The sequence below is a fragment of the Caulobacter soli genome (assembly GCF_011045195.1).
GTDB lineage: Bacteria > Pseudomonadota > Alphaproteobacteria > Caulobacterales > Caulobacteraceae > Caulobacter > Caulobacter soli.
On sequence record NZ_CP049199.1, the window covers coordinates 5,115,345 to 5,138,791 of the forward strand.

The 23,447-nt window shown below is 69.2% G+C and carries 20 protein-coding genes and 1 tRNA gene; 11 read left to right on the top strand and 10 right to left on the bottom strand.

Translation table 11 applies throughout. The features are described 5' to 3' along the window. Position 1 precedes the first annotated feature (1 nt). Together rfbD and rfbA are read left to right on the top strand one after the other, a co-directional pair. Positions 2 to 880, top strand: a complete 879-nt coding sequence (gene rfbD / locus G3M62_RS23845) for a dTDP-4-dehydrorhamnose reductase (RefSeq protein WP_165191025.1) — start codon at positions 2 to 4, stop codon at positions 878 to 880. A 5-nt stretch (positions 881 to 885) separates the two neighbouring features. Continuing rightward, positions 886 to 1,752, top strand: a complete 867-nt coding sequence (gene rfbA / locus G3M62_RS23850) for a glucose-1-phosphate thymidylyltransferase RfbA (protein ID WP_165191026.1) — start codon at positions 886 to 888, stop codon at positions 1,750 to 1,752. Here rfbA and queG read toward each other — a convergent pair. From queG to G3M62_RS23875, 5 genes are all read right to left on the bottom strand, one after another. Further along, the gene (queG, locus tag G3M62_RS23855) at positions 1,749 to 2,885 is read right to left on the bottom strand and encodes a tRNA epoxyqueuosine(34) reductase QueG (RefSeq protein WP_165191027.1); all 1,137 of its coding nucleotides are present in this window, start codon (positions 2,883 to 2,885) and stop codon (positions 1,749 to 1,751) included. The two genes, rfbA and queG, sit on opposite strands and share 4 nt — an antisense overlap. Beyond that, positions 2,866 to 3,552, bottom strand: coding sequence for an FtsZ-binding protein FzlA (gene fzlA, locus G3M62_RS23860; RefSeq protein ID WP_165191028.1), 687 nt, complete (start codon positions 3,550 to 3,552; stop codon positions 2,866 to 2,868). Before fzlA ends, queG begins: the two co-directional genes overlap by 20 nt. Before the next feature lie 152 nt (positions 3,553 to 3,704). Further along, entirely contained in the window at positions 3,705 to 5,162 is a 1,458-nt protein-coding gene (rfaE1, locus tag G3M62_RS23865) for a D-glycero-beta-D-manno-heptose-7-phosphate kinase (protein WP_165191423.1), read from the bottom strand. A gap of 66 nt (positions 5,163 to 5,228) precedes the next feature. Continuing rightward, positions 5,229 to 6,167 (bottom strand): cation diffusion facilitator family transporter, encoded by a 939-nt coding sequence (locus tag G3M62_RS23870; protein WP_165191029.1) that lies wholly within the window; start codon positions 6,165 to 6,167, stop codon positions 5,229 to 5,231. Between the two features lie 70 nt (positions 6,168 to 6,237). Then, complete coding sequence (locus G3M62_RS23875; RefSeq protein WP_165191030.1) at positions 6,238 to 7,353, bottom strand: citrate synthase/methylcitrate synthase; 1,116 nt, start codon at positions 7,351 to 7,353, stop codon at positions 6,238 to 6,240. Between the two features lie 77 nt (positions 7,354 to 7,430). Here G3M62_RS23875 and G3M62_RS23880 point away from each other — a divergent pair, with 77 nt between their 5' ends. Further along, positions 7,431 to 8,585 (top strand): citrate synthase, encoded by a 1,155-nt coding sequence (locus tag G3M62_RS23880; RefSeq protein ID WP_165191031.1) that lies wholly within the window; start codon positions 7,431 to 7,433, stop codon positions 8,583 to 8,585. A gap of 65 nt (positions 8,586 to 8,650) precedes the next feature. Continuing rightward, on the top strand, positions 8,651 to 9,196 hold the full coding sequence (locus G3M62_RS23885; RefSeq protein WP_165191032.1) for a hypothetical protein: 546 nt from the start codon (positions 8,651 to 8,653) through the stop codon (positions 9,194 to 9,196). 11 nt (positions 9,197 to 9,207) lie between these two features. On the opposite strand, the gene G3M62_RS23890 is transcribed toward G3M62_RS23885, so the two are convergent. After that, the gene (locus G3M62_RS23890) at positions 9,208 to 10,101 is read right to left on the bottom strand and encodes a LysR family transcriptional regulator (RefSeq protein ID WP_165191033.1); all 894 of its coding nucleotides are present in this window, start codon (positions 10,099 to 10,101) and stop codon (positions 9,208 to 9,210) included. Between the two features lie 97 nt (positions 10,102 to 10,198). On the opposite strand from G3M62_RS23890, the gene G3M62_RS23895 reads away from it, so the two are divergent. Continuing rightward, on the top strand, positions 10,199 to 11,614 hold the full coding sequence (locus G3M62_RS23895; RefSeq protein ID WP_165191034.1) for an aldehyde dehydrogenase family protein: 1,416 nt from the start codon (positions 10,199 to 10,201) through the stop codon (positions 11,612 to 11,614). Positions 11,615 to 11,688: 74 nt separating this feature from the next. On the opposite strand, the gene gltB is transcribed toward G3M62_RS23895, so the two are convergent. Genes gltB through G3M62_RS23910 form a run of 3 tightly spaced genes read right to left on the bottom strand, consistent with a single transcriptional unit; the run spans position 11,689 to position 18,060 of the window. Beyond that, positions 11,689 to 16,212: a glutamate synthase large subunit gene (gltB, locus tag G3M62_RS23900; RefSeq protein WP_165191424.1), complete on the bottom strand. Its 4,524-nt coding sequence runs from the start codon at positions 16,210 to 16,212 to the stop codon at positions 11,689 to 11,691. A 14-nt stretch (positions 16,213 to 16,226) separates the two neighbouring features. Continuing rightward, a complete protein-coding gene (locus G3M62_RS23905) occupies positions 16,227 to 16,610 on the bottom strand; it encodes a VOC family protein (RefSeq protein ID WP_165191035.1) in 384 nt (127 codons plus the stop codon). A 4-nt stretch (positions 16,611 to 16,614) separates the two neighbouring features. Continuing rightward, positions 16,615 to 18,060 carry an NAD(P)-dependent oxidoreductase gene (locus G3M62_RS23910; protein WP_165191036.1) on the bottom strand — a complete coding sequence of 482 codons (1,446 nt, stop codon included), beginning with the start codon at positions 18,058 to 18,060 and terminating at the stop codon, positions 16,615 to 16,617. A 247-nt stretch (positions 18,061 to 18,307) separates the two neighbouring features. Between G3M62_RS23910 and G3M62_RS23915 the strand changes: the two genes are divergently transcribed. Then, entirely contained in the window at positions 18,308 to 19,117 is an 810-nt protein-coding gene (locus G3M62_RS23915; protein ID WP_165191037.1) for an undecaprenyl-diphosphate phosphatase, read from the top strand. Positions 19,118 to 19,292: 175 nt separating this feature from the next. On the opposite strand, the gene G3M62_RS23920 is transcribed toward G3M62_RS23915, so the two are convergent. Further along, positions 19,293 to 20,249: a complex I NDUFA9 subunit family protein gene (locus tag G3M62_RS23920; protein ID WP_165191038.1), complete on the bottom strand. Its 957-nt coding sequence runs from the start codon at positions 20,247 to 20,249 to the stop codon at positions 19,293 to 19,295. A 144-nt stretch (positions 20,250 to 20,393) separates the two neighbouring features. Between G3M62_RS23920 and G3M62_RS23925 the strand changes: the two genes are divergently transcribed. The 5 genes from G3M62_RS23925 (at position 20,394) to lptB (ending at position 23,436) form a co-directional block, all read left to right on the top strand. Continuing rightward, positions 20,394 to 20,480: transfer RNA gene (locus tag G3M62_RS23925), tRNA-Leu, on the top strand. 261 nt (positions 20,481 to 20,741) lie between these two features. After that, positions 20,742 to 21,359: a ribonuclease D gene (locus G3M62_RS23930; RefSeq protein ID WP_165191039.1), complete on the top strand. Its 618-nt coding sequence runs from the start codon at positions 20,742 to 20,744 to the stop codon at positions 21,357 to 21,359. 11 nt (positions 21,360 to 21,370) lie between these two features. Continuing rightward, on the top strand, positions 21,371 to 22,039 hold the full coding sequence (lptC, locus tag G3M62_RS23935; protein WP_165191040.1) for an LPS export ABC transporter periplasmic protein LptC: 669 nt from the start codon (positions 21,371 to 21,373) through the stop codon (positions 22,037 to 22,039). Between the two features lie 17 nt (positions 22,040 to 22,056). Next, positions 22,057 to 22,659 (top strand): LptA/OstA family protein, encoded by a 603-nt coding sequence (locus tag G3M62_RS23940; RefSeq protein WP_165191041.1) that lies wholly within the window; start codon positions 22,057 to 22,059, stop codon positions 22,657 to 22,659. Positions 22,660 to 22,677: 18 nt separating this feature from the next. After that, complete coding sequence (lptB, locus tag G3M62_RS23945) at positions 22,678 to 23,436, top strand: LPS export ABC transporter ATP-binding protein (protein ID WP_165191425.1); 759 nt, start codon at positions 22,678 to 22,680, stop codon at positions 23,434 to 23,436. Positions 23,437 to 23,447 lie beyond the last annotated feature (11 nt).

Here is a 23,447-nt window from a genome sequence, read left to right on the forward strand (position 1 = left end):
CATGGGCTCGCCTCTTCTGGTGTTCGGCCATAACGGCCAGGTGGCGCGCGAACTCGCGCGAGCCGGTGAAGTCGAAGGCCGCGCCATGATCCTGGCCGGACGCGAGACGCTGGATCTGACCCATGCCGACGCCATCGACGCCTTCATCGCCGCCACCGCGCCCCTCGCCGTGATCAACGCCGCGGCCTATACCGCCGTCGACCGCGCCGAGAGCGACGCCGCCGCGGCCTATGCCTTGAACCGCGACGCGCCGGCGGCCATGGCGCGGGTCTGCGCCGACCGTGGTCTGCCGTTCGTGCACTTCTCCACCGACTACGTTTTCGATGGCGCGCTGGACCGGCCCTATGTCGAAACCGATCCCACCGCCCCGACGGGCGTCTACGGCGCCAGCAAACTGGCCGGCGAGCAGGCGGTGATCCAGGCGGGCGGCGCGGCCCTCATCCTGCGGACGTCCTGGGTCTACAGCGCTCACGGCAGCAATTTCATAAAGACCATGCTGCGTCTGGCCGCCGATCGCGACGAGATCGGCGTCGTCGCCGACCAGCTGGGCCGCCCGACCTGGGCGCGCGACTGCGCGCAGGCCGCGCTGCTCGCGGTCGACGCCCTGGCGCGAGATCCTGGCCTGGCCGGCGTCTATCACCTCAGCGGCGCGGACGACGCCAGCTGGGCCGACCTGGCCTCGGCGGTGTTCGCCCAATCGGCCCTGCGCGGCGGACCGACCGCTCGCGTGCGGCCGATCACCACCGATCAATATCCAACCCGCGCCAAGCGCCCGGCCAATTCTCGGCTGGACGTCGCCAAGATTCAAAGGATGCTGTCCTGGCGTCCTCGTCCCTGGCGCGACAGCCTGGCGGCCTGCATGAACGAGATGGAGCTCTAGCGCCCATGAAAGGCATCGTCCTCGCCGGCGGATCCGGCACGCGCCTCCATCCCCTGACCCTGGCGGTCTGCAAGCAGCTGCTGCCGATCTACGACAAGCCGATGGTCTATTATCCGATCAGCACCCTGATGCTGGCGGGGATCCGCGACATCCTGATCATCTCCACGCCCAAGGACGTGCCGCTGTTCAAGGATCTGCTGGGCGACGGCTCGGCCTGGGGCGTGCGGTTCGAATACGCCGTCCAGAACACCCCGCGCGGCCTGGCCGACGCCTTCATCGTCGGCGAGAGCTTCATCGGCGGCGACAAGTGCGCCCTGGTGCTGGGCGACAATCTCTATTTCGGCCATGGCCTGAGCGAGGCCCTGGAGCAGGCCGCGGCCTCCGACGCCGGAGCGACGGTGTTCGCCTATCACGTGACCGATCCCGAGCGATACGGCGTGGTGGATTTCGACGCCGAGGGCCGGGCGGTGTCGCTGGAGGAGAAGCCCAAGAACCCGACGTCGAACTGGGCGGTCACCGGTCTGTATTTCTACGACAACCAGGTCGTCGGAATGGCGCGCGACCTGCCGCCCTCGGCGCGGGGCGAGATCGAGATCACCGACATCAATCGCCTGTACATGGACCAAGGCCAGCTGTCGGTGTCAAAGCTGGGGCGCGGCTACGCCTGGCTCGACACCGGCACCCACGACAGCCTGGTCGAGGCCACCGAGTTCATCCGCGCCATCGAAAAGCGCCAGGGCCAGAAGGTGGGCTGCCCGGAGGAGATCGCCTTCAGCAAGGGCTGGATCTCGGCCGACCAGGTCGCGACGCTGGGAAGGGCCATGGGCAAGACGGAATACGGCCAATACCTGGTGCGGCTGGCGGGCGGCTAGGCGGCCCCGGTCCACTCGGCCTTCACCGCGACGTCCGCCTCGGCCACCGTCTCGGCCAACCGCGCGAAGGCTTCTGCGCTCAACAATCGCCGCGCCGCCCACACCGCCGCGCCGCGCACCACGGGCGAGGCGTCGGCCAGCAGCGGCTCCACCGCCGCCATCAGTGCCGCTTCGCCGCTGTTACCGATGGCGTAGAGCACGTTGCGCACGAAGCGGTCGCGGCCGATGCGCTTGACCGGGCTCTTGCTGAACAGGGCGCGGAACGACGGGTCATCCAAGGCCGCCAGGTCCGCCAGGGACGGACCTTTCAAGGTCTCGCGGGCGTGGAAGGCCATCTCGGCCGACAGGCTGGCGAACTTGTTCCACGGGCAGGCGGCCAGGCAGTCGTCGCAGCCGTAGATGCGATTGCCCAGCGCCGACCGAAACTCCACAGGGATTGGCCCCGACAGCTCGATGGTCAGGTACGAGATGCAGCGCCGCGCATCCAGGCGGTGCGGCGCGGGGAAGGCTTTGGTCGGGCAGATGTCCAGGCACGCGCTGCAAGACCCGCAGTGGTCGCGCTCGGGTGGGTCGGCCGGCAGGTCCAGGGTGGTCAGCACGCTGCCCAGGAACAGCCACGAGCCGAACTGGCGCGACACCAGGTTGGTGTGCTTGCCCTGCCAGCCCAGGCCGGCGCGCTGGGCCAGGGGCTTTTCCATCAGCGGCGCGGTGTCGACGAACACCTTCACCTCGCCGCCGAACCGGCCGTGCATCCAGCGGGCCAGGGCCTTCAGCCGCTTCTTGATCACCTCGTGATAGTCGTCGCCCTGGGCGTAGACGCTGATCGCCGCGCGGGACGGATATTCCAGGGCCAGCAGCGGATCGTGCTCGGGACCGTAATTGACGCCCAGCACCACCGCCGTGGCCGCGTCCTGCCACATGGCCGTGGGGTGGGACCGCCGGTCCAGCGTCTCCTCCATCCAGCCCATGGCCCCGTGAAAGCCCTCGGCCACGAACTCGCGCAGCCAGCCGCCGTTGGGCCAGGCCTCCGAAGCGCTGGCGAATCCGCAGGTGTCGAAACCCAGCCGCAGGGCCTCGGCGCGGATTTCGTCCCTCAGGCTTTGGTTCAGGTGGCTAGAAGTCGAGATCGTCATAGTGCGCGACCGGCGCCAGGCCCGGCCAGCGATCGGCCAGGATGGGTCGGAAGGCGGGCCTGGACTTCAGCTTCATGTACCAGGTCTTGGTCGCCGGGAAGTCCTTCCACGGCACGTCGCCGAAATAGTCGATCACCGACAGGTGGGCGGCGGCGGCGAAGTCGGCCAGGCTCATGCGCCGGCCCGCCAGCCAGTCGCGGGTGTTCAGCAGGCCTTCGACATAGTCCATGTGCTGGCGCAGGGCGTCGCGGCCCCGGCGCAGCGACGACAGGTCCGGCGCGCCCAGCCGCAGAAGGCGCTTTTCCATCTTCTCGTGCAGCAGGAAGCCGTTGACCTCGTTGTCGAACTTGCGGTCGAACCATTGCAGCAGGCGGCGCGCCTCGGCCCGCTCGCCCGGTTCGCGACCCAGCAGGGCCGGTTCGGGATCCTGTTCCTCGATGTGCTCGAGGATGGCGCGGGTCTCGGCGATCACCGTGGTGCGCTGGTGCTTGGTCTCGACCAGCACCGGCGGCACGCCCGAGGGATTGAGCTTCAGGAACTCGGCCGGCCCTTCCCAATAGCGCACCTGCACCTCGACGAACGGCAGGCGCTTCTCGCCCAGGGCGAGACGCACCTGGCGCGAGGCCGGGTCCAGGGGGAAGTGGTGAAGGGTTCGTTCGACGCTCATGCCCACGCGCATTCAGGCTGCATCGTTCGATCGATGCGCCGTTTTGTTTAACAAGAACTTGCTGAACACCGGTCATCGGCCGACTTAACGGCCAAAATCGGGTCGTTTAACCTGAAGACCCGGCGTTAACTCTTACAGCCAAGCTTCGGCGGTCAGCCCTTGGCGTTCATCCGACCGATCAGGTTGGTGGTGCTCTGGCCAGCCTTCAGCTCGGCCAGAACCACCTTGCCGCCATAGCCCAGCACCACGTCGGAGCCGACCACGGTCTCGACCGTGTAGTCGGCGCCCTTGACCAGCACGTCGGGGCGGAAGGCCTTGATCAGGGTCAGCGGCGTCTGCTCGTCGAACAGCACCACCAGGTCGACCGCCGACAGCGAGGCCAGAACCGTGGCGCGGCCGCTTTCCTTCTGCACCGGCCGGGTCGGGCCCTTCAGGCGCTGGACCGAGGCGTCGGTGTTGAGGCCCACGATCAGCCGGTCGCAGGCGGCCTTGGCTTGCGCCAGCAGCGAGACGTGACCGGGATGCAGCAGGTCGAAACAGCCGTTGGTGAAACCCACCTTCAGCCCGCGCGCCCGCCAGCTTGCGACCACCGCCAGGGCGCCGTCCAGGTCGGCGATCTTGTCGGCGACCGGATCGCCGTGTTCGCCGTGCGCCAAGCCGACCAGCTCGTCGGCGGTGACCACGTCGGTGCCCAGCTTGGCCACCACCAGGCCGGCGGCGAGGTTGGCCAGGCGCGAGGCGTCCAGCGGGCTCGCCCCGCGCGCCAGGGCCAGGGCCAGGGTGGCGGCCACGGTGTCGCCGGCGCCGGAAACGTCGAACACCTCCAGGGCCGTGGCCGGCAGGTGCACCGGCGCCTCGCCGCGCACGGCCAGGGTCATGCCGGCCCCGCCCCGGGTGATCAGGGCGGCGGCCAGGTTCGGGGCCGTGGCCAGGATGGCGTCGGCGGCCTCGGCGGCGGCTTCGTCGCCCGGCCCGGTCACGCCGGTGGCCTCGGCGGCCTCGCGGCGGTTGGGCTTGATCAGGGTCGCGCCGTCATAGCGGGAGAAGTCGCGGCTCTTGGGATCGACGATCACCGGCTTGCCGGCGGCGTTGGCCGCCGCGATCGCGGCCTTCAGCACCACCGGGGTCAGCACGCCCTTGGCGTAGTCGGACAGCACCACCACGTCGACCTCGCGCAGGTGAGCGCTGAACGCCGCCAGCAGGGCCTGGCCGTCGGCCTCGCCCCTGTCCTCGCGATCGGCGCGCAGCATCTGGTGCGAGCCGGAGATGTAGCGGGTCTTTTCCGTGGTCCGGCGCTTGGCGTCGACGATCAGGGCCGAGTCCAGGCTGGGCTCGCGGTCGATCAGACCCGTCAGCACCCGGCCGGCGTCGTCGTCGCCGACCACGCCCACCAGCACGGCCCGACCACCCAGGGCCGCGACATTGCGGGCCACGTTGCCGGCCCCGCCCAGCATCACCGTCTCGCGCTCGACGGCGATCACCGGCACCGGCGCCTCGGGCGAGATGCGGTCGACCGCGCCATAGACGAAGCGGTCCAGCATCACGTCGCCCAGCACCAGCACGGTGGCGCCCGAAAAGGCTCGCGGCAGCTTGGCCAGGGTGTCGTCCATCAGGTCGGTCGCTCGTTCATCTTGGAGAAAGGCCATTTGGCCCCGTGCGCCGTGCGCCGCAAGCCTTCAGAGCGGCTCGACCTCGCTGAAGGCGCCGGCATGAGGCTCGGCGACGCCGCGCGGATCGGGATGCAGCAGGATGTCGGCGGTCGGGAAGGCCTCCAGCACACGCGTCTCGGCCTCCACCATCAGGGTGTGGGCCAAGGCCAGGGGCGTCTCGGCGTCGAAGTCCATGTGGGCCTGGACGTGGACGAACGGTCCCGAGGCCCGGGTGCGCAGCTGGTGCACGCCCATCACCCGGGGATCGGCGGTCAGCAGGTCCAGGATGCGAGCGCGATCCTCGTCGGGCAGTTCGCGGTCCATCAGCTGGTGGCTGGCCTCGCGGAACACGCCGATCGCGCCCCAGATCAGCCAGGCGGCGATCAGCAGGCCGGCCGCGCCGTCCACCCAGGTCAGGCCCAGGAAGCCGGCCGCGGCGATGCCGACCAGGCTGACGGCGTTGGCGGCCAGGTCTGCCGCGTAGTGGGCCTTGTCGCCCGACACCGCCACCGAGCGGGTGCGCTTGGTCACCTCGCTCTGGGCGCGGATCAGGGCCAGGGTCAGCAGGATCGAGACGACCATCACCCCCACGCCCAGGCCTTCGGCGGCGATGGGCTTGGGGTGCAGCAGGCTCTTGATCGCCTCCTGGCCGATCAGGGCGCCGGACGCGAAGACCAGGCCGCCCTGGGTCAGGCTGGAGAACGCCTCGGCCTTGCCGTGGCCGAACCGGTGCTCGGCGTCGGGCGGCGCGGCGGCGTAGCGCACGGCGAAGAAGGTCACCAGCGAGGCGACCAGGTCCAGGCCGCTGTCGGCCAGCGAGGCCAGCATGGCCACCGAGCCGCCGGCGATCCAGGCCACGCCCTTGATGGCGATCAGCACCGTCGCGCAGCCCACCGACAGGGTGGTGACCCGGCGGGTGAGCTTCAGCGACTCGGCGGCGGTCAGGGCGGGCGTGGGCGCGGACATGAGCCCTGTTTAGCAAGGCCCGCCGCACAGCCCCAGCGAGAACGACTCGCGCGAAGGGCTCGCAACCTCTCTAGGCCGCCGCCTTCGTCCTCGGCCCCACATAGACCGACTGCGGCCGGACCAGCTTGCCGGTGGCCAACTGTTCCCGCGCGTGGGCGATCCAGCCCGCCGTGCGGCCCATGGCGAACACGCAGGTGAACGACGCCGGCGGCAGGCCCAGGGCCTCCAACAGGACGGCGGTGTAGAACTCCACATTGGTGTCCAGCGGCCGGTCGGGCTTGTGGGTGCGCAGGATCCGCAGGGCGGCCTGCTCGACCCCCTCGGCGAAAGCCAGACGGCCGGGCACCGTCGTGGACGTCTGAGCCAGCTGGCGGATCGCCGCCTTCAGGGCGTCGGCGCGCGGATCGCGGACCCGGTAGATGCGGTGGCCAAAGCCCATCAGCCGGTCGCCGCGCGCCAGGGCCTTGAGGATCCAGGTCTCGGCGTTGTCGGGCGTCCCGATGTCGTCCAGCATCTCGATCACCGGGCCGGGGGCGCCGCCGTGCAGCGGACCTTTCAGGGCCGAGATCCCGGCCAGCACCGCCGAGGTCAGGCCGGCCCGCGTCGAGGCCACCACCCGGGCCGCGAAGGTCGAGGCGTTCAGGCCGTGGTCGCAGACCGTGACCAGATAGGCGTCCAGGGCCCTGGCCTCCCCGTCCGTGGCCGGAGCGCCGCGCGTCATGCGCAGCATGTCGGCCGCATGCGACAGGGCCGCGTCGGGGGCGATCGGCGACTGGCCGGCCGCGACCCGCAGCACGGCGGGGGTGAACACGGCCGGGGCGGCGATCAGCAGCAGGGCCGTGTCCAGGCCGTCGCCGTCGGGCAGGCGGGCGATCAGGGCGCGGACGGCCTCGACCGGGTCGCGCCGGGCCAGGCCCTCGTCCAGGGCGGCGACCTCGGCGAAGGCGCGGACCCGGGCGGCGCCCAGGGCCGGGGCCAGGTCCGACGGCAGGTTATCGAAAAAGCCGTCGAGCAGCAGGTGGGCGACGTCCTCGAACCCGGCGCGATGGGCCAGGTCCTCGACGGCGTAGCCCCGGATGGTCAGGCGACCGGCCTGGCCGTCGACATCGGACAGGACCGTATGGGCGGCGACGACGCCTTCCAGACCTTCGGCGGCCGGGGCGCCCTTGGAAAGACCTTGAGACATGGATGAGGTCTCCTTTCGTCGCCCAATCCACGCCTCTGGTGCTTGATCGTCAATCTTGATCAATGTAATCAATATAAATGGCCGAATGGATCGACGCGGAACAGGCGATGGCGACGCTGGGGGTGCGGGCCCAGACACTGTACGCCTATGTCAGCCGGGGACGCGTGGGGGCGACGGCTCATCCGGACGATCCGCGCCGCAGCCTCTATCGCGCTTCCGACGTCGCGGCCCTCGCCGCCAAGAAGGCCCGCGGCCGGCGCGCCGCTGATGTAGCGGCCGAGGCCATCGCCTGGGGCGAGCCGGTCCTGCCCTCGGCGATCACCACGGTGGAGAAGGGCCGGCTGTTCTATCGCGGCCAGGACGCCGTGGACCTGTCGCGCATGCACAGCCTGGAACAGGTGGCCCGCCTGCTGCGCGGCGGCCACGGCGCGCCGCTGACCGGTCCCGAGCCGAAGAAGCCCAAGAAGGGCGAGACGCCGCGCGCCCGGCTGTTCTCGACCCTGGCCGCCCGGGCCGGGATCGATCCGCCCGCCCGAGGCCGCGCGCCGCTGGCCCTGGCCATGGAGGCCGCCGGCCTGCTGGAAGCCGCCGCCGACGCCGTGGCCGGATCGATCGGCGCGGGCCCGATCCATCAACGCCTGGCCGACGCCTGGAGCCTGGACGCCCAGGGCGCCGACCTGGTCCGCCGAGCCCTGGTGCTGCTGGCCGACCACGAGCTGAACGCCTCGACCTTCGCCGTGCGGGTCGCCGCCTCGACCGGATCCTCGCTGGCGGCGGCGTCCCTGGCGGGCCTGGCGGCGCTGTCGGGACCCCTGCATGGCGGCATGGCGGCGCGGGTGGAGATGTTCGTCGACGAGGCCGAGCGGCGCGGACCCGGCCGGGCGGTGGCCGAGCGCCTGGCCCAGGGCTCGGCCATGCCCGGCTTTGGCCATCCGCTCTATCCCGACGGCGATCCGCGCGCGGCGGCCCTGCTGGAGGCCTTCGAGGTTCCGCCGGTCCTGGCCCAGCTGCGGCGCGAGACCGAAGGCGCCACCGGCCTGCCGCCCAATATCGACTTCGCCCTGGTCACCATGGCCCGGGCCCTGTCCCTGCCCGCCGACGCCCCGTTCAGCCTGTTCGCGGTCGGTCGCATGGCCGGCTGGCACGCCCACGCCATCGAACAGCTGCAGACCGGCAAGCTGATCCGCCCTCGGGCGCGCTATGTCGGCGTTCGGCCAGCGACGGCGACCTGAGCTCTATCCAGCCGCGAACGCTCAGGTCTATGCTCGAGCTTCTTCCTCGGAACCGGAACCGCGCCATGCGTCGCCGCCTGATCGCCGCCCTCGCCGTCCTGGCCCTGCCGATCCCGGCTTCGGCCGCACCGAACGCGATGTTCCAGACGCTTCAGCGCCTTTGCCTCGACACCCGCGCCGAGCCGGCCGCCGTGGCCAAGGCGGCCGCCGACTGGCCCGTCGCCGACACCCCGCCCGCACGCTGCCTGAACCTCTATGGCGGCCCCTTCGACAAGGTCGTCAGCCGATCACACCCCACGCCTGGCGGCGATGAATATTTGCTGGTTTCCGGGACGCGCAGGGAGCCGTTCGGTCTGAGGCGGACCTGCGTGCTGTCGGGCCCGCTCGACGCCGGCGTCGGCCCGGCGGTCAGGACCTGGACCGGCGGCGTGAAGGCGGCCTTCAGCGGCGGCGACATCACCAGCTACCTGATCCTCGACACCCCGACCGGGTGGCGGGCGGCCACGCCTGCCGAGGTCAAGGACCCGAAGAATTTCGATCACCTGTTGAGCCTGGTGGTGGCCGCCATGATTGACACCACCATTCTGAACGTCTCGACCTACACGCCCTGACTTCGACGGCGTCAGCCGTCGATCCGCTCTCGGATCAGGGCCACGAACGCCCGCAGGCTGGCGGGCATGTTGCGGCGGCCCGGATAGTAGAGGCACAGCCCCGGATAGGGCGGCGTCCAGTCCTCCAGCACCGCCTCCAGCCGGCCGTCGGCCAGGTACGGCGCGGCGGAAGTCTCCGACAGCATGGCCAGCCCCTGCCCCGCGAGCGCCGCCGTCAGCATCAGGCCGCTCTCGTCGAGGATCAATGCGCCGGGCGGGTCGACCGTCAGGCTCTCGCCGTGCCGCTCGAACTCCCAGTGATAGATCGCGCCGCTGGCCATGCGGGCGCGGACGCACCGGTGCGCCATCAGGTCGGCCGGCGTCCTGGGCCGCTCCCTTCCGGTGAAATAGGCCGGCGATCCGACCACCAGCGAGCGCAGGGTGCGGTTGATCGGCACGGCGATCATGTCGGCGGGCACGAACTCGGCCAGGCGCACCCCGGCGTCGAAGCCTTGGCCGACGATGTCGATCAGCGCGCCCTCGGTGACCAGGTCGACCTTGGCCTTGGGCCAGCGGCGCAGATATTCCAGGACCAGCGGTTCCAGGATCATCCGGGCCGCGCCCAGCGAGGTGTTGATCCGCAGGGTGCCAGACGGCTCGTCGCGTTGGGCGTCGACCCCCTCCATGGCGGCGCGGATCGCGGCCAGGGCGGGTGTCACCTCGGCCACGAACCGCTCGCCGGCCGAGGACAGCGACACGCTACGGGTGGTGCGGTTGAACAATCGCACGCCCAGCCGCGCCTCCAGCGCCGCCACCGCGTGGCTGAGAGCCGAGGACGACATGTCCAGCTCGCGGGCGGCGGCCCGGAAACCGCCGCGCCGGGCCACCGTCACCACGGCCTCCAGCTCCAGCAGGCTGCTTTTCATTGCTCGATTTTCCGCATCTGATTGCGCTCATTTGATCGACTTATCGGATCAATGTCGCGCCGCCATCTTGGCTCCGTCAACACGGAAGGAGCGCCCCATGCGCGTCATCGACCAGATCTATATCGACGGGGCCTTCGTCACCCCGCACGGCGAAGAGCTCGCCGACCTGTTCAATCCCGCCACCGAGGAACGGATCGGCCAGGTCCGCCTGGCCGACGCGCGGGACGCTCGCGCCGCCGTGGCCGCCGCCAAGCGCGCCTTCCCCGCCCTTTCCCGCACCTCCAAGGCCGAGCGCATCGCCCTGCTGCGCCGCCTGCACGACGCGGTGGCCGCCCGGGCCAACGACCTGGCCGCGGCGATGCGCGAGGAATATGGCGCCCCGGCCTATTTCGTCGGCTTCTCGGCCGCCCACGCCGCCGAGGTGTTCCTGAACATGGCCAAGACCCTGGAGGCCTATGACTTCACGCGGACGATCGGCCGGGCCCAGGTGACGATGCAGCCGCTGGGCGTGGTGGCCGCCATCACCCCGTGGAACAGCAACGCCGGCTTCATCTGCGGCAAGCTGGCCACCGCCATCGCCGCCGGCTGCACGATCGTCATCAAGCCCAGCGAGATGAGCGCCATCCAGACGCAGGTCGTCACCCAGGCCCTGCACGCGGCGGGCCTGCCGGCGGGGGTGTTCAACATCGTCACCGGTCGGGGCGACGTGGTCGGGGCCGAGCTGACCAGCCACCCTGATGTCGCCAAGGTGACCTTCACGGGCTCGACCCCAGTGGGCAAGGCCATCCTCCGGGCCGCCGCCGACAGCTTCAAGCGGGTGACCCTGGAGCTGGGCGGCAAGGGGCCCAACATCATCCTGCCCGACGCCGATCTCGACACCGCCATCCCCACGGCCCTGCGGATGGGCCTGGCCAACAGCGGCCAGGCCTGCGTGGCCGGGACGCGGATCCTGGCCCCCGAGGCGCGACTGCCGGAGATCCTGGAGCGGCTGAAGGCGGCCGTCGCCGCGATCAGGACCGGCGCGCCGGACGATCCTGAGGTCCTGGTCGGACCGATGGTCAGCCAGAAGCAGTGGGACCGGGTGCAGGCCTATATCCGCCTGGGCCCGGAGGAAGGCGCGACCCTGCTGGCCGGCGGCGAAGGTCGCCCAGATGATCTAGCGCGCGGCTGGTTCGTCCGGCCGACGATCTTCACCGGCGTCAGCAACACGATGCGCATCGCCCGCGAGGAGATCTTCGGCCCGGTGCTGTGCGTGATCCCTTATCGCGACGAGGCCGAGGCGATCGCCATCGCCAACGACACCGCCTACGGCCTGCAGGCCTATCTGCACGGGACGGACGTGGACCACATGCGGGCGATCGCCGACCAGCTGGAGTCCGGTCGAGTGGTGATCAACGGCGCGCCGCACGAACCGCTGGCCCCGTTCGGCGGGTTCAAGTCATCGGGCGTCGGCCGCGAGTACGGCGTGTTCGGCCTGGAAACCCACCTGGAGCCTCGGGCCGTGCTGGTCTGAGGCTGGCTACACCCTAATCGGTTGTCATCCCGGAAAGCCTCTACGAGGCTTCCGGGATGACAACCGATTAGCCGCTAGGCCCGCTCGTGGACCGCCTCTTCCGCCGCCAGGGGCTGGGGCAGGCGCGAGACCATTTCCTTGGGGCAAACCTGCCAGAAGAGGTCGCGCACGCGGTCCCAGTCGCGGATCAGGCTTTCGGCGAAGGCGGAATCCGTCTCGCGGGCGTGTTCGGCCAGCAGCGAGCGCAGCACGCCTTCCCAATAGGGCGAGGCCAGGCGCTGGACCAGGATGCTGTCCGGATTGACCTGGCTCTCGAACCGGCCGTGCTGGTCCAGGACGAAGGCCATGCCGCCGGTCATGCCGGCCCCGAAGTTGCCGCCCGTCGGGCCCAGGATCACCACCTGGCCGCCGGTCATGTACTCGCAGCCGTTGGCGCCGCAGCCCTCGACCACCGTGGTGGCGCCCGAGTTACGGACCGCGAAGCGCTCGCCCGCCTGGCCGGCCGCGAACAGCCGCCCGGCCGTCGCCCCGAACAGGACGGTGTTGCCCAGCAGAGTGTTGGTCTCCGGCGCCGCGAGGCCCCGCGCCGGCTTGATGACGATCGTCGCGCCCGACAGGCCCTTGCCGACATAGTCGTTGGCCTCGCCCGTCAGCTCGATGCGCAGGCCCTGGACCGCGAAGGCCCCCAGGCTCTGGCCGGCCGAGCCCTTGAGCTGGACGGTCAGGTGGCCGGCGGGCAGGCCCTTCATGCCGAACTTGCGCACGATGTGGCTGGAGGTGCGCGAGCCGATCGAGCGAGCGGTGCTGCGGACCGTATAGGTCAGCTGCATCTTCTCGCCGCGCTCCAGCAGGGGCGCCGCGTCGCGGACGATCTGGGCGTCCAGCGTGTCGGGCACCGCGTTGCGGCCCTCGACGGTGCAGTAGGGCTTGTTCTGGCCGGGGTCGGCGCGAACCAGCAGCGGGTTCAGGTCGAGGTCGTCCAGGTGCTCGCCGCCCCGGCTGACCTGGGCCAGCAGGTCGGTGCGGCCAACGATTTCCTGCAGGGAGCGGAAGCCCAGGCCGGCCAGGATCTCGCGGACCTCTTCCGCCACGAAGCTGAACAGGTTGATGACCTTTTCCGGCGTGCCGGTGAACTTGGCGCGCAGGGCCTCGTCCTGGGTGCAGACGCCCACGGGACAGGTGTTGGAGTGGCACTGGCGCACCATGATGCAGCCCATGGCCACCAGCGAGGCGGTGCCGATGCCGAACTCCTCGGCGCCCAGCATGGCGGCGATGACCACGTCGCGGCCGGTGCGGATGCCGCCGTCCGTGCGCAGCACCACCGAGTGGCGCAGGTTGTTGAGGGTCAGGACCTGGTTGGCTTCCGACAGGCCCATTTCCCACGGACCGCCGGCGTACTTGACCGAGGTCTGCGAGGAGGCGCCGGTGCCGCCGACATTGCCGGCCACCAGGATGACGTCGGCCTTCGCCTTCGCAACGCCGGCCGCGATCGCGCCGATGCCGGTGGCGGCCACCAGCTTCACCGTGACCCGGGCGATCGGGTTGATCTGCTTCAGGTCATAGATGAGCTGAGCCAGGTCCTCGATCGAATAGATGTCGTGGTGCGGCGGCGGGCTGATCAGCATGACGCCGGGCGTCGCGTGGCGGAGCCGCGCGATCATCTCGGTGACCTTGAAGCCGGGCAGCTGGCCGCCCTCGCCGGGCTTGGCGCCCTGGGCGACCTTGATCTCGATCTCGCGGCACTGGTTCAGATATTCGGCGGTGACGCCGAACCGGCCCGAGGCCACCTGCTTGATGGCGCTGTTGGGGTTGTCGCCGTTCGGCAGGGGCTTGTAGCGCGCGCTGTCCTCGCCGCCTTCGCCCGACACCGACTTGGCGCCAATGCGGTTCATGGCGATGTTCAGCACGCCGTGGGCCTCGGGGCCCAGGGCGCCCAGGCTCATGCCCGGCGTGACGAAGCGCTTGCGGATCTCGTTGACGCTCTCGACGTCGTCGGTCGAGATCGGGTTGCGGTCCGAACGCCAGTCCAGCAAGTCGCGCAGCTGCACGGGCTTCTGGGTGCGCAGGCCGTTGGACCAGCGGCGATAAAGCTCGAAATCGCCGGTGTCGCAGGCGCTCTGCAGCGTGTGGATCAGCCGCGCCTCAAAGGCGTGGACCTCGCCCGAGCGGCGCAGCTTGTAGAGGCCGCCGACCGGCAGGGTGACGGCGGCTTCGCCCCACGCCTTGCGATGCAGCTCGACCGCCTTGGACTCCAGGCCGGCCAGGCCGATGCCCGAGATGCGCGAGGGCATGCCGGGGAAGAACTCGGCCGCCAGGGCGCGCGACAGGCCGACGGCTTCGAAGTTGTAGCCGCCGCGGTACGAAGAGATGACGCTGATGCCCATCTTGGAGATGATCTTCAGCAGACCGCCCTCGATGGCCGTCTTGAAGTTGATGCAGACGTCGCGCAGCGACTTGTCGCCGATCAGGCCGCGCTCCAGGCGATCCTGGAAGCTTTCCTGGGCGAGGTAGGCGTTGACCGCCGTGGCGCCGACGCCGACCAGCACCGCGAAATAGTGGGTGTCCAGGCACTCGGCCGAGCGGACGATGATCGAGACGTAGCTGCGCAGGCCCTTGGCGACCAGGTGGGCGTGGACGCCGCCGGTGGCCAGGATCATCGGCAGGGCCACGCGATCGGCCTGGCTGGCCTCGTCGGTCAGGACGATGGCGCCGCAGCCGCGCAGCACCGCGTCCTCGGCCTCGGCCCGGATGCGGTCGAGATTGGCGCGCAGGGCGTCGCCCGGCCGGGCTTCCGGGGCCGGCAGCGGCATGGTGCAGTCGATGACCACCACGCTCTTCTCGCCCAGCAGGCCGTGGATGCGCTCGTACATGCCGGTGGTCAGGACCGGGCTTTCCAGCACGTAGACGTCAGCCTGGGCGGCGTCTTGCGCGAGGATGTTGCCCAGGTTCTTGAACCGGGTCTTCAGGCTCATCACGCCGGTTTCCCGCAGGGGATCGATCGGCGGGTTGGTCACCTGGCTGAAGTTCTGGCGGAAGAAGTGGCTGAGCGGCCGGTACTTTTCCGACAGCACGGCGAGCGGCGCGTCGTCGCCCATCGAACCGACGGCTTCCTTGCCCTCCTCGACCATGGGGGCCAGGACCATTTCCAGGTCTTCCAGGCTGAAGCCGGCGGCGGCCTGGCGGCGGGTCAGTTCCTCGCGGCCGTACTTGCGCGGCTCGGGGCCGGGGCCGATCTCCTTTTCGAGATCGACCATGTTGCCCAGCCAGTCGGTATAGGGATGGCGCTCGGCCAGCTCGTCGATGATGTCGTCTTCGCCGTAGAGCTTGCCGCCCACCAGGTCGATGGCGATCATCCGGCCCGGCGAGATCGCCAGCTTGCGGGTGATGCGGCTTTCCTCGACGCCGCACATGCCCGCTTCCGAGCCCATGATCACCAGGCCGTCGTCGGTATAGGCCACGCGCAGCGGGCGCAGGCCCGAGCGGTCCTTGCCGGCCACGACCCAGCGGCCGTCGGTGGCGCACAGGGCGGCCGGGCCGTCCCACGGCTCCATCACCGCGTTGCAGTAGCTGTAGAGGGCCTTGTGCGAGGCCTTCATGTGTTCGCTGTTGGCCTCGGGCACCAGCAGGGTCTTGGCCATGGGCGCATCGCGGCCGGCCCGGACCAGCACCTCGAAGGTGTTGTCCAGGTTCGCCGAGTCCGAACCACCCGGCTGGATCACCGGTTTGACGTCATCCCCGAACTCACCGAAGGCGTCGGCCGCCATCTTGATCTCGTGGGACTTCATCCAGTTGATGTTGCCCTTGATGGTGTTGATCTCACCATTGTGGGCCAGCATCCGGAACGGCTGGGCCAGGCGCCATTCAGGGAAGGTGTTGGTCGAATAGCGCTGGTGGAAGATCGCCACGGCGGCGCTGAAGCGTTCGTCCTTCAGGTCCGGATAGAATTCGTCGATGTGCTCGGCCAGGAACATGCCCTTGTAGATCAAGGACTTGGCCGAGAACGAGCAGATATAGAAGCCCGACAGGTTCTGGGCGTGGACGCGCTTTTCGATGCGCTTGCGGCACAGGAACAGGGCGCGCTCCAGGGCCTCGCCTTCCAGGCCGGCCGGGGCGGCCAGCATGATCTGCTCGATCTCGGGACGGGTGGCGTTGGCCTTCTCGCCGATCACCGAGGTGTCGACCGGCACTTGGCGCCAGCCATAGATGTAGAAGCCGAAACGCAGGGCCTCGGCCTCGACGATCGTGCGGCAAGCCTCCTGGGCGCCCAGATCCGTGCGCGGCAGGAAGATCTGGCCCACGGCGATCGGGCCCTGGCGCAGGGCGTGGCCGGTGCGGCGCACTTGGTCGATGAAGAAGTCCTGCGGAACGCTGACCAGCACGCCGGCGCCGTCGCCGGTCTTGCCGTCGGCGTCGACCGCGCCCCGGTGCCACAGGGCCTTCAGGGCCTTGATCGCCAGCTCGACGACCTCGCGGCGCGGCTGGCCGTCGATGGCGCAGACCAGGCCGACGCCGCACGCGTCGCGCTCGGTCGAGGGGTCATAGGCGTGGCCGTCGATCAGGGCCTGGCGGTTCTTCAGATAGAGCTCGGTCTGGGTCATGGCTTGATCGGTCATTATTGGGCCCTCAACCGGCTCGGCCATCCGACGCGGACCAGGGTCTGGTCAGGATCGGACAGGGAAAATTCGTACATGCCCCAGGGCTTGGCCTCGGGACCGTTCTTCTCGATCGTCTCGCCGACGAAGGCCTTGGCCAGGTCGTCGACATTCTCGGCGTAGAGATAGAAGCCGAAAGGGTTCTGGCCCGAAACCAGCCAGCCCTCGACCGCGTCGGTCAGGTGCAGGAAACCGCCCTGGCCGTTGGACAGCATGCGGTAGGTGTCGCCCGGTTCCTTGTCGGCCTCGGGACGCGTGAAGCCCAGGCGCGCGTAGAAGGCTTCCGACGCGTCGAGGTCGTTGCAGGGCAGGATCGCCGTCAGGACGCCGGAGGGCGTGCTCACCGCCCTACTCCGCCGCGATCAAGGCCGGCGAGGCCTTGGCTTGCAGATAGCGAGCCATCGCGTCGGCGGCGTCGCGGCCGTCCTTGATCGCCCACACCACCAGCGAGGCGCCGCGCACGATGTCGCCGGCCGCGAACACGCCGTCCAGATTGGTCATCTGGTGGCGGACGTCGGCCTTGACCGTGCCCCAGCGGGTGGTCTTCAGGTCCGGCGCGGACCAGGCTTCCGGCAGGTTCTCGGGCTCGAAGCCCAGGGCCTTGACCACCAGCTGGGCCGGACGGTCGAAGTCGCCGCCGTCGATCTCTTCCGGCGATTGACGACCCGAGGCGTCCGGGGCGCCCAGGCGCATGCGGATGGCGCGCACGCCGGTCACGGCGTCGGCGTCGCCGCCCAGGGCGCGCGGCGCGGCCAGCCATTCGAAGGTCACGCCCTCTTCCTCGGCGTTGGCCACTTCGCGAAGCGAGCCCGGCATGTTGGCCTTGTCGCGGCGATAGAGGCAGGTGACCGAGGTGGCGCCCTGGCGGATGGCCGTGCGCACGCAGTCCATGGCGGTGTCGCCGCCGCCGACCACGACCACGTCCTTGCCCTCGGCGTTCAGCTCGCCGCTGTCATAGGCCGGGACGTCGTCGCCCAGGGTCTTCTTGTTGGAGGCGATCAGGTAGTCGAGCGCGGGGACCACGCCCTTGGCGCCCGACCCGGGCACGATCAGGTCGCGCGCCGCATAGACGCCGACGGCGATCAGCACGGCGTCATGCTGGTCGCGCAGGTCCTGCAAGGTGGCGTCCTTGCCGACCTCGAAGCCCAGCTTGAACACGACGCCGCCGTCGGCCAGGCGCTGGGTGCGGCGCTCGACCACGTCCTTTTCCAGCTTGAAGCCGGGAATGCCGTAGATCAGCAGGCCGCCGGCCCGGTCGTGACGGTCATAGACGGTGACGGCGTAGCCTTCCTCGCGCAGCTTCTCGGCGGCGGCCAGGCCGGCCGGGCCGGCGCCGATGATCCCCACCGACTGACCGCGCTCGGCCTTGGCGACCAGCGGCTTGACCCAGCCCATCTCCCAGGCCTTGTCGGTCAGGTAGCGCTCGACCGAGCCGATCGTCACGGTGCCGTGACCCGACTGCTCTATGACGCAGTTGCCTTCGCACAGTCGGTCCTGAGGGCAGATTCTACCGCAGACCTCCGGCATGGAGTTGGTGGCCTGCGACAGCTGATAGGCCTCTTCAAGGCGACCTTCGGCCGTCATCCGCAGCCAGTCGGGGATGTTGTTGTGCAGCGGGCAGTGGGTCTGGCAGAACGGCACGCCGCATTGCGAGCAACGCGAGGCCTGCTCGGTGGCTTTCGCGTCGATGAAGTCGGCGTAGATCTCGTGAAAGTCGCCATTGCGCTCGTCGGCCGCCCGCTTTTCGGGCGTCTTGCGGGCGACGGTCGTGAATTTCAGCATGCGCTCGGCCATGCGACTTCCCTCGTCCCCGCTTCCGGGGAAAAATTTGCGTGCGCGGGCCTCTTACGGACTCTTCGTGGCAAGAAGAATGCGTCAGTCAAAATTGTGGACAAATATATCCGTGATGGCCGAGGGGTTATTGCGAGCGACTCGCACCTATGGGCTCATATAGTCCACTTTATGGATAAACCGATTGTTTACCGTGTCGGGCGCACGCCCGGCGACGGGGCTTTGAAGGCTGCGGCCTAGAGGAATGACGATGCCGGATTGGCTGATCGCGATCGTGCTGGGCCTGGTCGAGGGCCTGACCGAATTCATCCCCGTCTCGTCGACGGGTCACCTGCTGCTGACCAAGATCGCGATGGGCCTGACCGATCCGGCCTGGGACACCTTCATCGTGCTGATCCAGCTGGGCGCGGTGCTGGCCGTGGTGGCGATCTATTTCCAACGTCTCTGGAATGTCGTGGTCGGCCTGCCGACCAAGCCGGAGGCCCGCCGCTTCGCGCTCAGCGTGATCATCGGCTGCATTCCCGCCTTCGCCGCCGGCCTCGTCCTGCACGGGGTGATCAAGCACTTCTTCGAGAACCCGTTCCTGCCCCAGGTGATCTGCGTGTCGCTGATCGTCGGCGGGATCATCCTGCTGATCGTCGACAAGAAGGCTCCCGCGCCCAAGGAGATGGACGGCATGGCGCTCAGCCTGAAGACCGCCTTCCTGATCGGCCTGTTCCAGTGCCTGTCGCTGGTGCCTGGCGTGTCGCGCTCCGGCTCGACCATCGTCGGCTCGATGCTGATCGGCGTGGACCGCAAGGCCGCCGCCGAGTTCAGCTTCTTCATGGCCATCCCGATCATGGTCGGGGCCTTCGCTCTGGACCTGCTCAAGAGCTACAAGGACATCGACGCCAGCCACGCCGGGGCCATCGCCATCGGCTTCGTGGTCTCGTTCCTGTCGGGCCTGGTGGTGGTGCGGTTCCTGATCGACTTCGTCGGCAAGCGCGGCTTCGCCCCGTTCGCCTGGTGGCGGATCGTGGTGGGCGTCGTGGGCCTGGGCCTGATCTACATGCCGAAGTGATCCGGATCCCCTCTCCCCTTGCGGGAGAGAGTGGCCTCGCGGAGCGAGGTCGGGTGAGGGGTCAAAGAACGACAAAGCCGCGCCCAGTCGCAAGACCGGGCGCGGCTTTTGCTTTTGAGAGACCCCTCATCCGACGGCTACGCCGCCACCTTCTCCCGCAAGGGGAGAAGGACGATTAGAACGCCCCCGCCGGGACCTCGGCGTATTGGCCGCCCTTGCGGTAGCGGTAGAGGTAGGATGGAACCACCGCCTCGACCGCGGTCGGGATCACGCCCGCCTCGGCCAGGCCCGGCAGGCCCTTGCCGGCGACATTGTCGGTCTTCAAGGACTCGACCTGGTCGGAGGTCAGCGGCGGGTTGATCGGCGACAGGTCGCCGACCTTGCCGATCCAGCCGGCCGCGAAGAACGGGATCGGGGCCAGCACGCGGTTGCGGCCGGTCTCGACCAGGATCAGCTCCAGCAGCTCCTTGAAGCTGTAGACGGCCGGGCCGCCCAGCTCGTAGGTCAGGCCCTCGGCGGCCGGGCTGGCGACGGCTTTCGCCACCACGGCGGCCACGTCGCCGACATAGACCGGCTGGAACCGAGTCTCGCCGCCGCCGATCAGCGGCAGGGCGGGGAACAGGGCGGCCATCTGGCCGAACTTGTTGAAGAACTTGTCGTCGGCGCCGAACACGATCGACGGCCGGATCACCACCGCGCCCGGGAACGCCGCGCGGACGGCGGCTTCGCCCTCGGCCTTGGTGCGCTGATACTTCGAGGACGAATCGACGTCGGCGCCGATGGCCGAGATCTGCACGAAGCGCGTGGCGCCGGCGGCCTTGGCCTGCTCGGCGATCGTCTTGGCGCCCATCACGTGCAGCGTCTGGAACTTCTGCCGGCCGCTTTCCCACAGGACGCCGACCAGGTTGACCACCGCCTCGGCGCCGTCGACGGCGCGGGCCACCGACGGGGCGTTGCGGATATTGGCCTGCACGACCTCGATCTGGCCGACATCGCCCAGCATCCGCATCTTGTAGGCCAGGTTGGGATTGCGCACCGCCACTCGCACGCGATGACCCGCCTTGGCGAGCGCCCGTACGACCTGGCCGCCGACGAAGCCGGAGCCGCCGAACACCGTGACCAGACCTTGCATAATCAACCTCGTCCTAAACCCGTGAGCCGGGGGATAGACGACCCCGAGCGCAATCGCAACGAAATGCGCAACTAAGCGATTGACGCGGTCAAAACCTTTGCATAAACGTCCCGGCCTCGCGGCGGTCCACGGATCGCCCCGCAGGCCCAGGTGGCGGAATTGGTAGACGCGCTGGCTTCAGGTGCCAGTGATCGAAAGGTCGTGGAGGTTCGAGTCCTCTCCTGGGCACCACCCCCTACCAACCTTCGTAAGAAGGTCGGGGTGGAGCCGAAAGAAACCCAGTATTTCAAATGGTGTTTCGTCCCTTCGGGGGCGCGATCCCTTTGCGCGGGGTCTCTCGCGCAGGATGGCGCGCGGGATGGACTGGCGGTTACGCTGGCCAGGCGTTAGATATCCTGTTCATCCGGCCGACAGGGTCGGCGCCCCATATTCAGGCGTGTCGGGAATTCGCAGTGTCCGTGCGACGAGACCGAGGCGCGGAGACGAAGAGACTTGGCCAACTTCCTGCATGAAGGCGACCTGCCCGACGGCGTCTTCGCCGGCGCGACCGCCATCGCCATCGATTCCGAGACCATGGGCCTGCGCCTGGGCCGCGACCCGCTGTGCGTTGTCCAGCTGTCGTCGGGCGACGGCGACGCCCACGTGGTGCGCCTGGACCGCTCGACCTACGACGCTCCCAACCTCAAGCGCCTGCTGACCGATCCGGCCGTGCTGAAGCTCTTCCACTTCGGCCGCTTCGATATCGCCATGTTCCTGTTGCACCTGGGGGTCATGACGGCCCCCGTGTACTGCACCAAGATCGCCAGCAAGCTGGCCCGCACCTATACCGACCGCCATGGCCTGAAGGACGTGACGCGCGAGCTGATCGGGGTCGAGCTGTCCAAGGTCCAGCAGAGCTCGGACTGGGGCAATGCGACCCTGTCGCCCGAACAGGTCGCCTACGCGGCCTCGGACGTGCTGCATCTCCACGCCCTGCGCGAGCGCCTCAACGCCATGCTGGTCCGCGAAGGCCGCATGGAGCTGGCCCAGGCCGCGTTCAACTATCTTCCCCACCGCGCGGCCCTCGACCTGGCCGGCTGGGAAGACGTCGACATCTTCGCGCACAGCTGAGGCCGGGCGGCATGACCACCCTCGAGGCCGACCGGGCGGGATACAGGCGGGACTTGGGCCGTTGGCGCCGCCGCTCGCGTCGCGTCAAGCTGGCGCGGGTGGTGCTGCCGGCCGCGATGATCGCCCTGCTGGCCACGCTGGGCGGCCAGGTGGCCTGGCGGACCTTCACCGCCGGCGACCGGCGGCCGACCGAGAGCCGGGCGCAGATCCGCATGGTCACGCCGCGCTTCTACGGCCAGTCCAGCGACGGGCAACCGTTCATCATCACCGCCCGCTCGGCGGTGCGCGACGAAACCGACATGAAGCAGGTGTTCCTGGACGCCCCGACCCTGACCATGGGCGCGGGCAGCCCCTCCCCCACCCGCTCGACCGCCGATCGCGGCATTTATCGCGAAGACACGCTGAAACTGCGGCTGCATGGCAATGTCCGCATGGACGACGGCGCCGGCTATCGGTTCGCTTCGGACGAGGCCCTGGTCGACACCCGCACCGGCAACACCACCGGCGAAACCTCGCTGCAAGGCGAAGGTCCAACTGGACAGGTGCAATCCAACGCCTACTCCGTATATGACAAGGGCGACCGCATCATCTTCCGGGGCGGCGTCAGGACACGAATCGACCGGAAGACGGGCCAAGCGGTTCCGGAGCAAGGCCCGGGACCAGGCACGGCGCCGCAATAGACATGAGGACGTGGTTGATGAATCGATGGATGGCGCCGGCGGTGATCGCCCTCAGCCTGTTGAGCGGCCCGGCCCTCGTGGGCGGCGCGGCCATGGCCCAGACGACCGCCCCGACCAGCGGCAACGACTCCAGCGCGCCGGTGGACATCTCCGCCGACGAGCAGGAGGTCATCAACAGCCAGTGCAAGACCATCTTCCGCGGCTCGGTCGAGGTCCTGCAGGACAAGGCCCGCATGCGGTCGGCGACCATGACCGTCTTCAACCGCCGCATGGAGCCGGGTAAGGCCACGTCCTCGCCGACCGGCAACAACAAATGCGGCGACGTCGATCGCGTCGAGGCCGACGGCAACGTCTTCTACGTGACGCCCGAGCAGACCGTGCGCGGCGACCACGCCGTCTACGACTACGCCACCGACACCGTCGTGGTCACCGGCAACGTCGTGGCCGTCAAGGGCCAGGACGTGGCCCGCGGCGACCGCATGACCATCAAGACCAAGACCAACGACGTGAAGATGGAATCCAACACCACGGGCGCGGGGCGCGGCAAGCCCCGGGTGCGGGCGGTGCTCTATCCCGACCAGAACAAAGACAAAAAGCCCGCCGCCACGACCAAGCCGTAGGAACCCATGGCGCTTTCGATGCAATCCCTGGGCGTCAAGAACGACGCGGCCTCCGAAGGCCTGTTCGTTGACGCCATCGGCAAGTCGTTCGGCGACCGCCCGGTCGTCAAGAGCGTCTCCCTGCGCCTGAAGCGCGGCGAGGTCGCCGGCCTGCTGGGTCCCAACGGGGCCGGCAAAACCACCTGCTTCTACATGATCACCGGCCTGGTCGCCGCCGACTACGGCTCGATCTATCTGGACGGCGAGGACATCACCAGCCAGCCGATGTTCCAGCGCGCCCGCATGGGCGTGGGCTATCTGCCGCAGGAAGCCTCGATCTTCCGGGGCATGACGGTCGAGCAGAACGTCATGGCCGTGGTCGAGATGCGCCAGAAGGACCAGCGCCGGGCCCGCGAGCACGTCACCGAGATCCTGGAAGAGCTGCGGATCACCCACATCCGCAAGTCGCCGGCCGTCGCCCTGTCGGGCGGTGAGCGCCGCCGCGTGGAAATCGCCCGCGCCCTGGCCAGCGAACCCTCGTTCATGCTGCTGGACGAGCCCTTCGCCGGCATCGACCCCCTGGCGATCTCCGACATCCGCGAGGTGGTCAGCTACCTCAAGGGTCGCGGCATCGGCATCCTGATCACCGACCACAATGTCCGCGAGACGCTGCAGATGGTCGATCGCGCCTCGATCATCCACGCCGGCGAGGTGCTGTTCGAGGGCTCGCCCCAGGAGATCGTCGACAATCCCGAGGTCCGCCGCGTCTATCTGGGCGACAGCTTCGACGAGCGCTGAGTCTTCGGGGC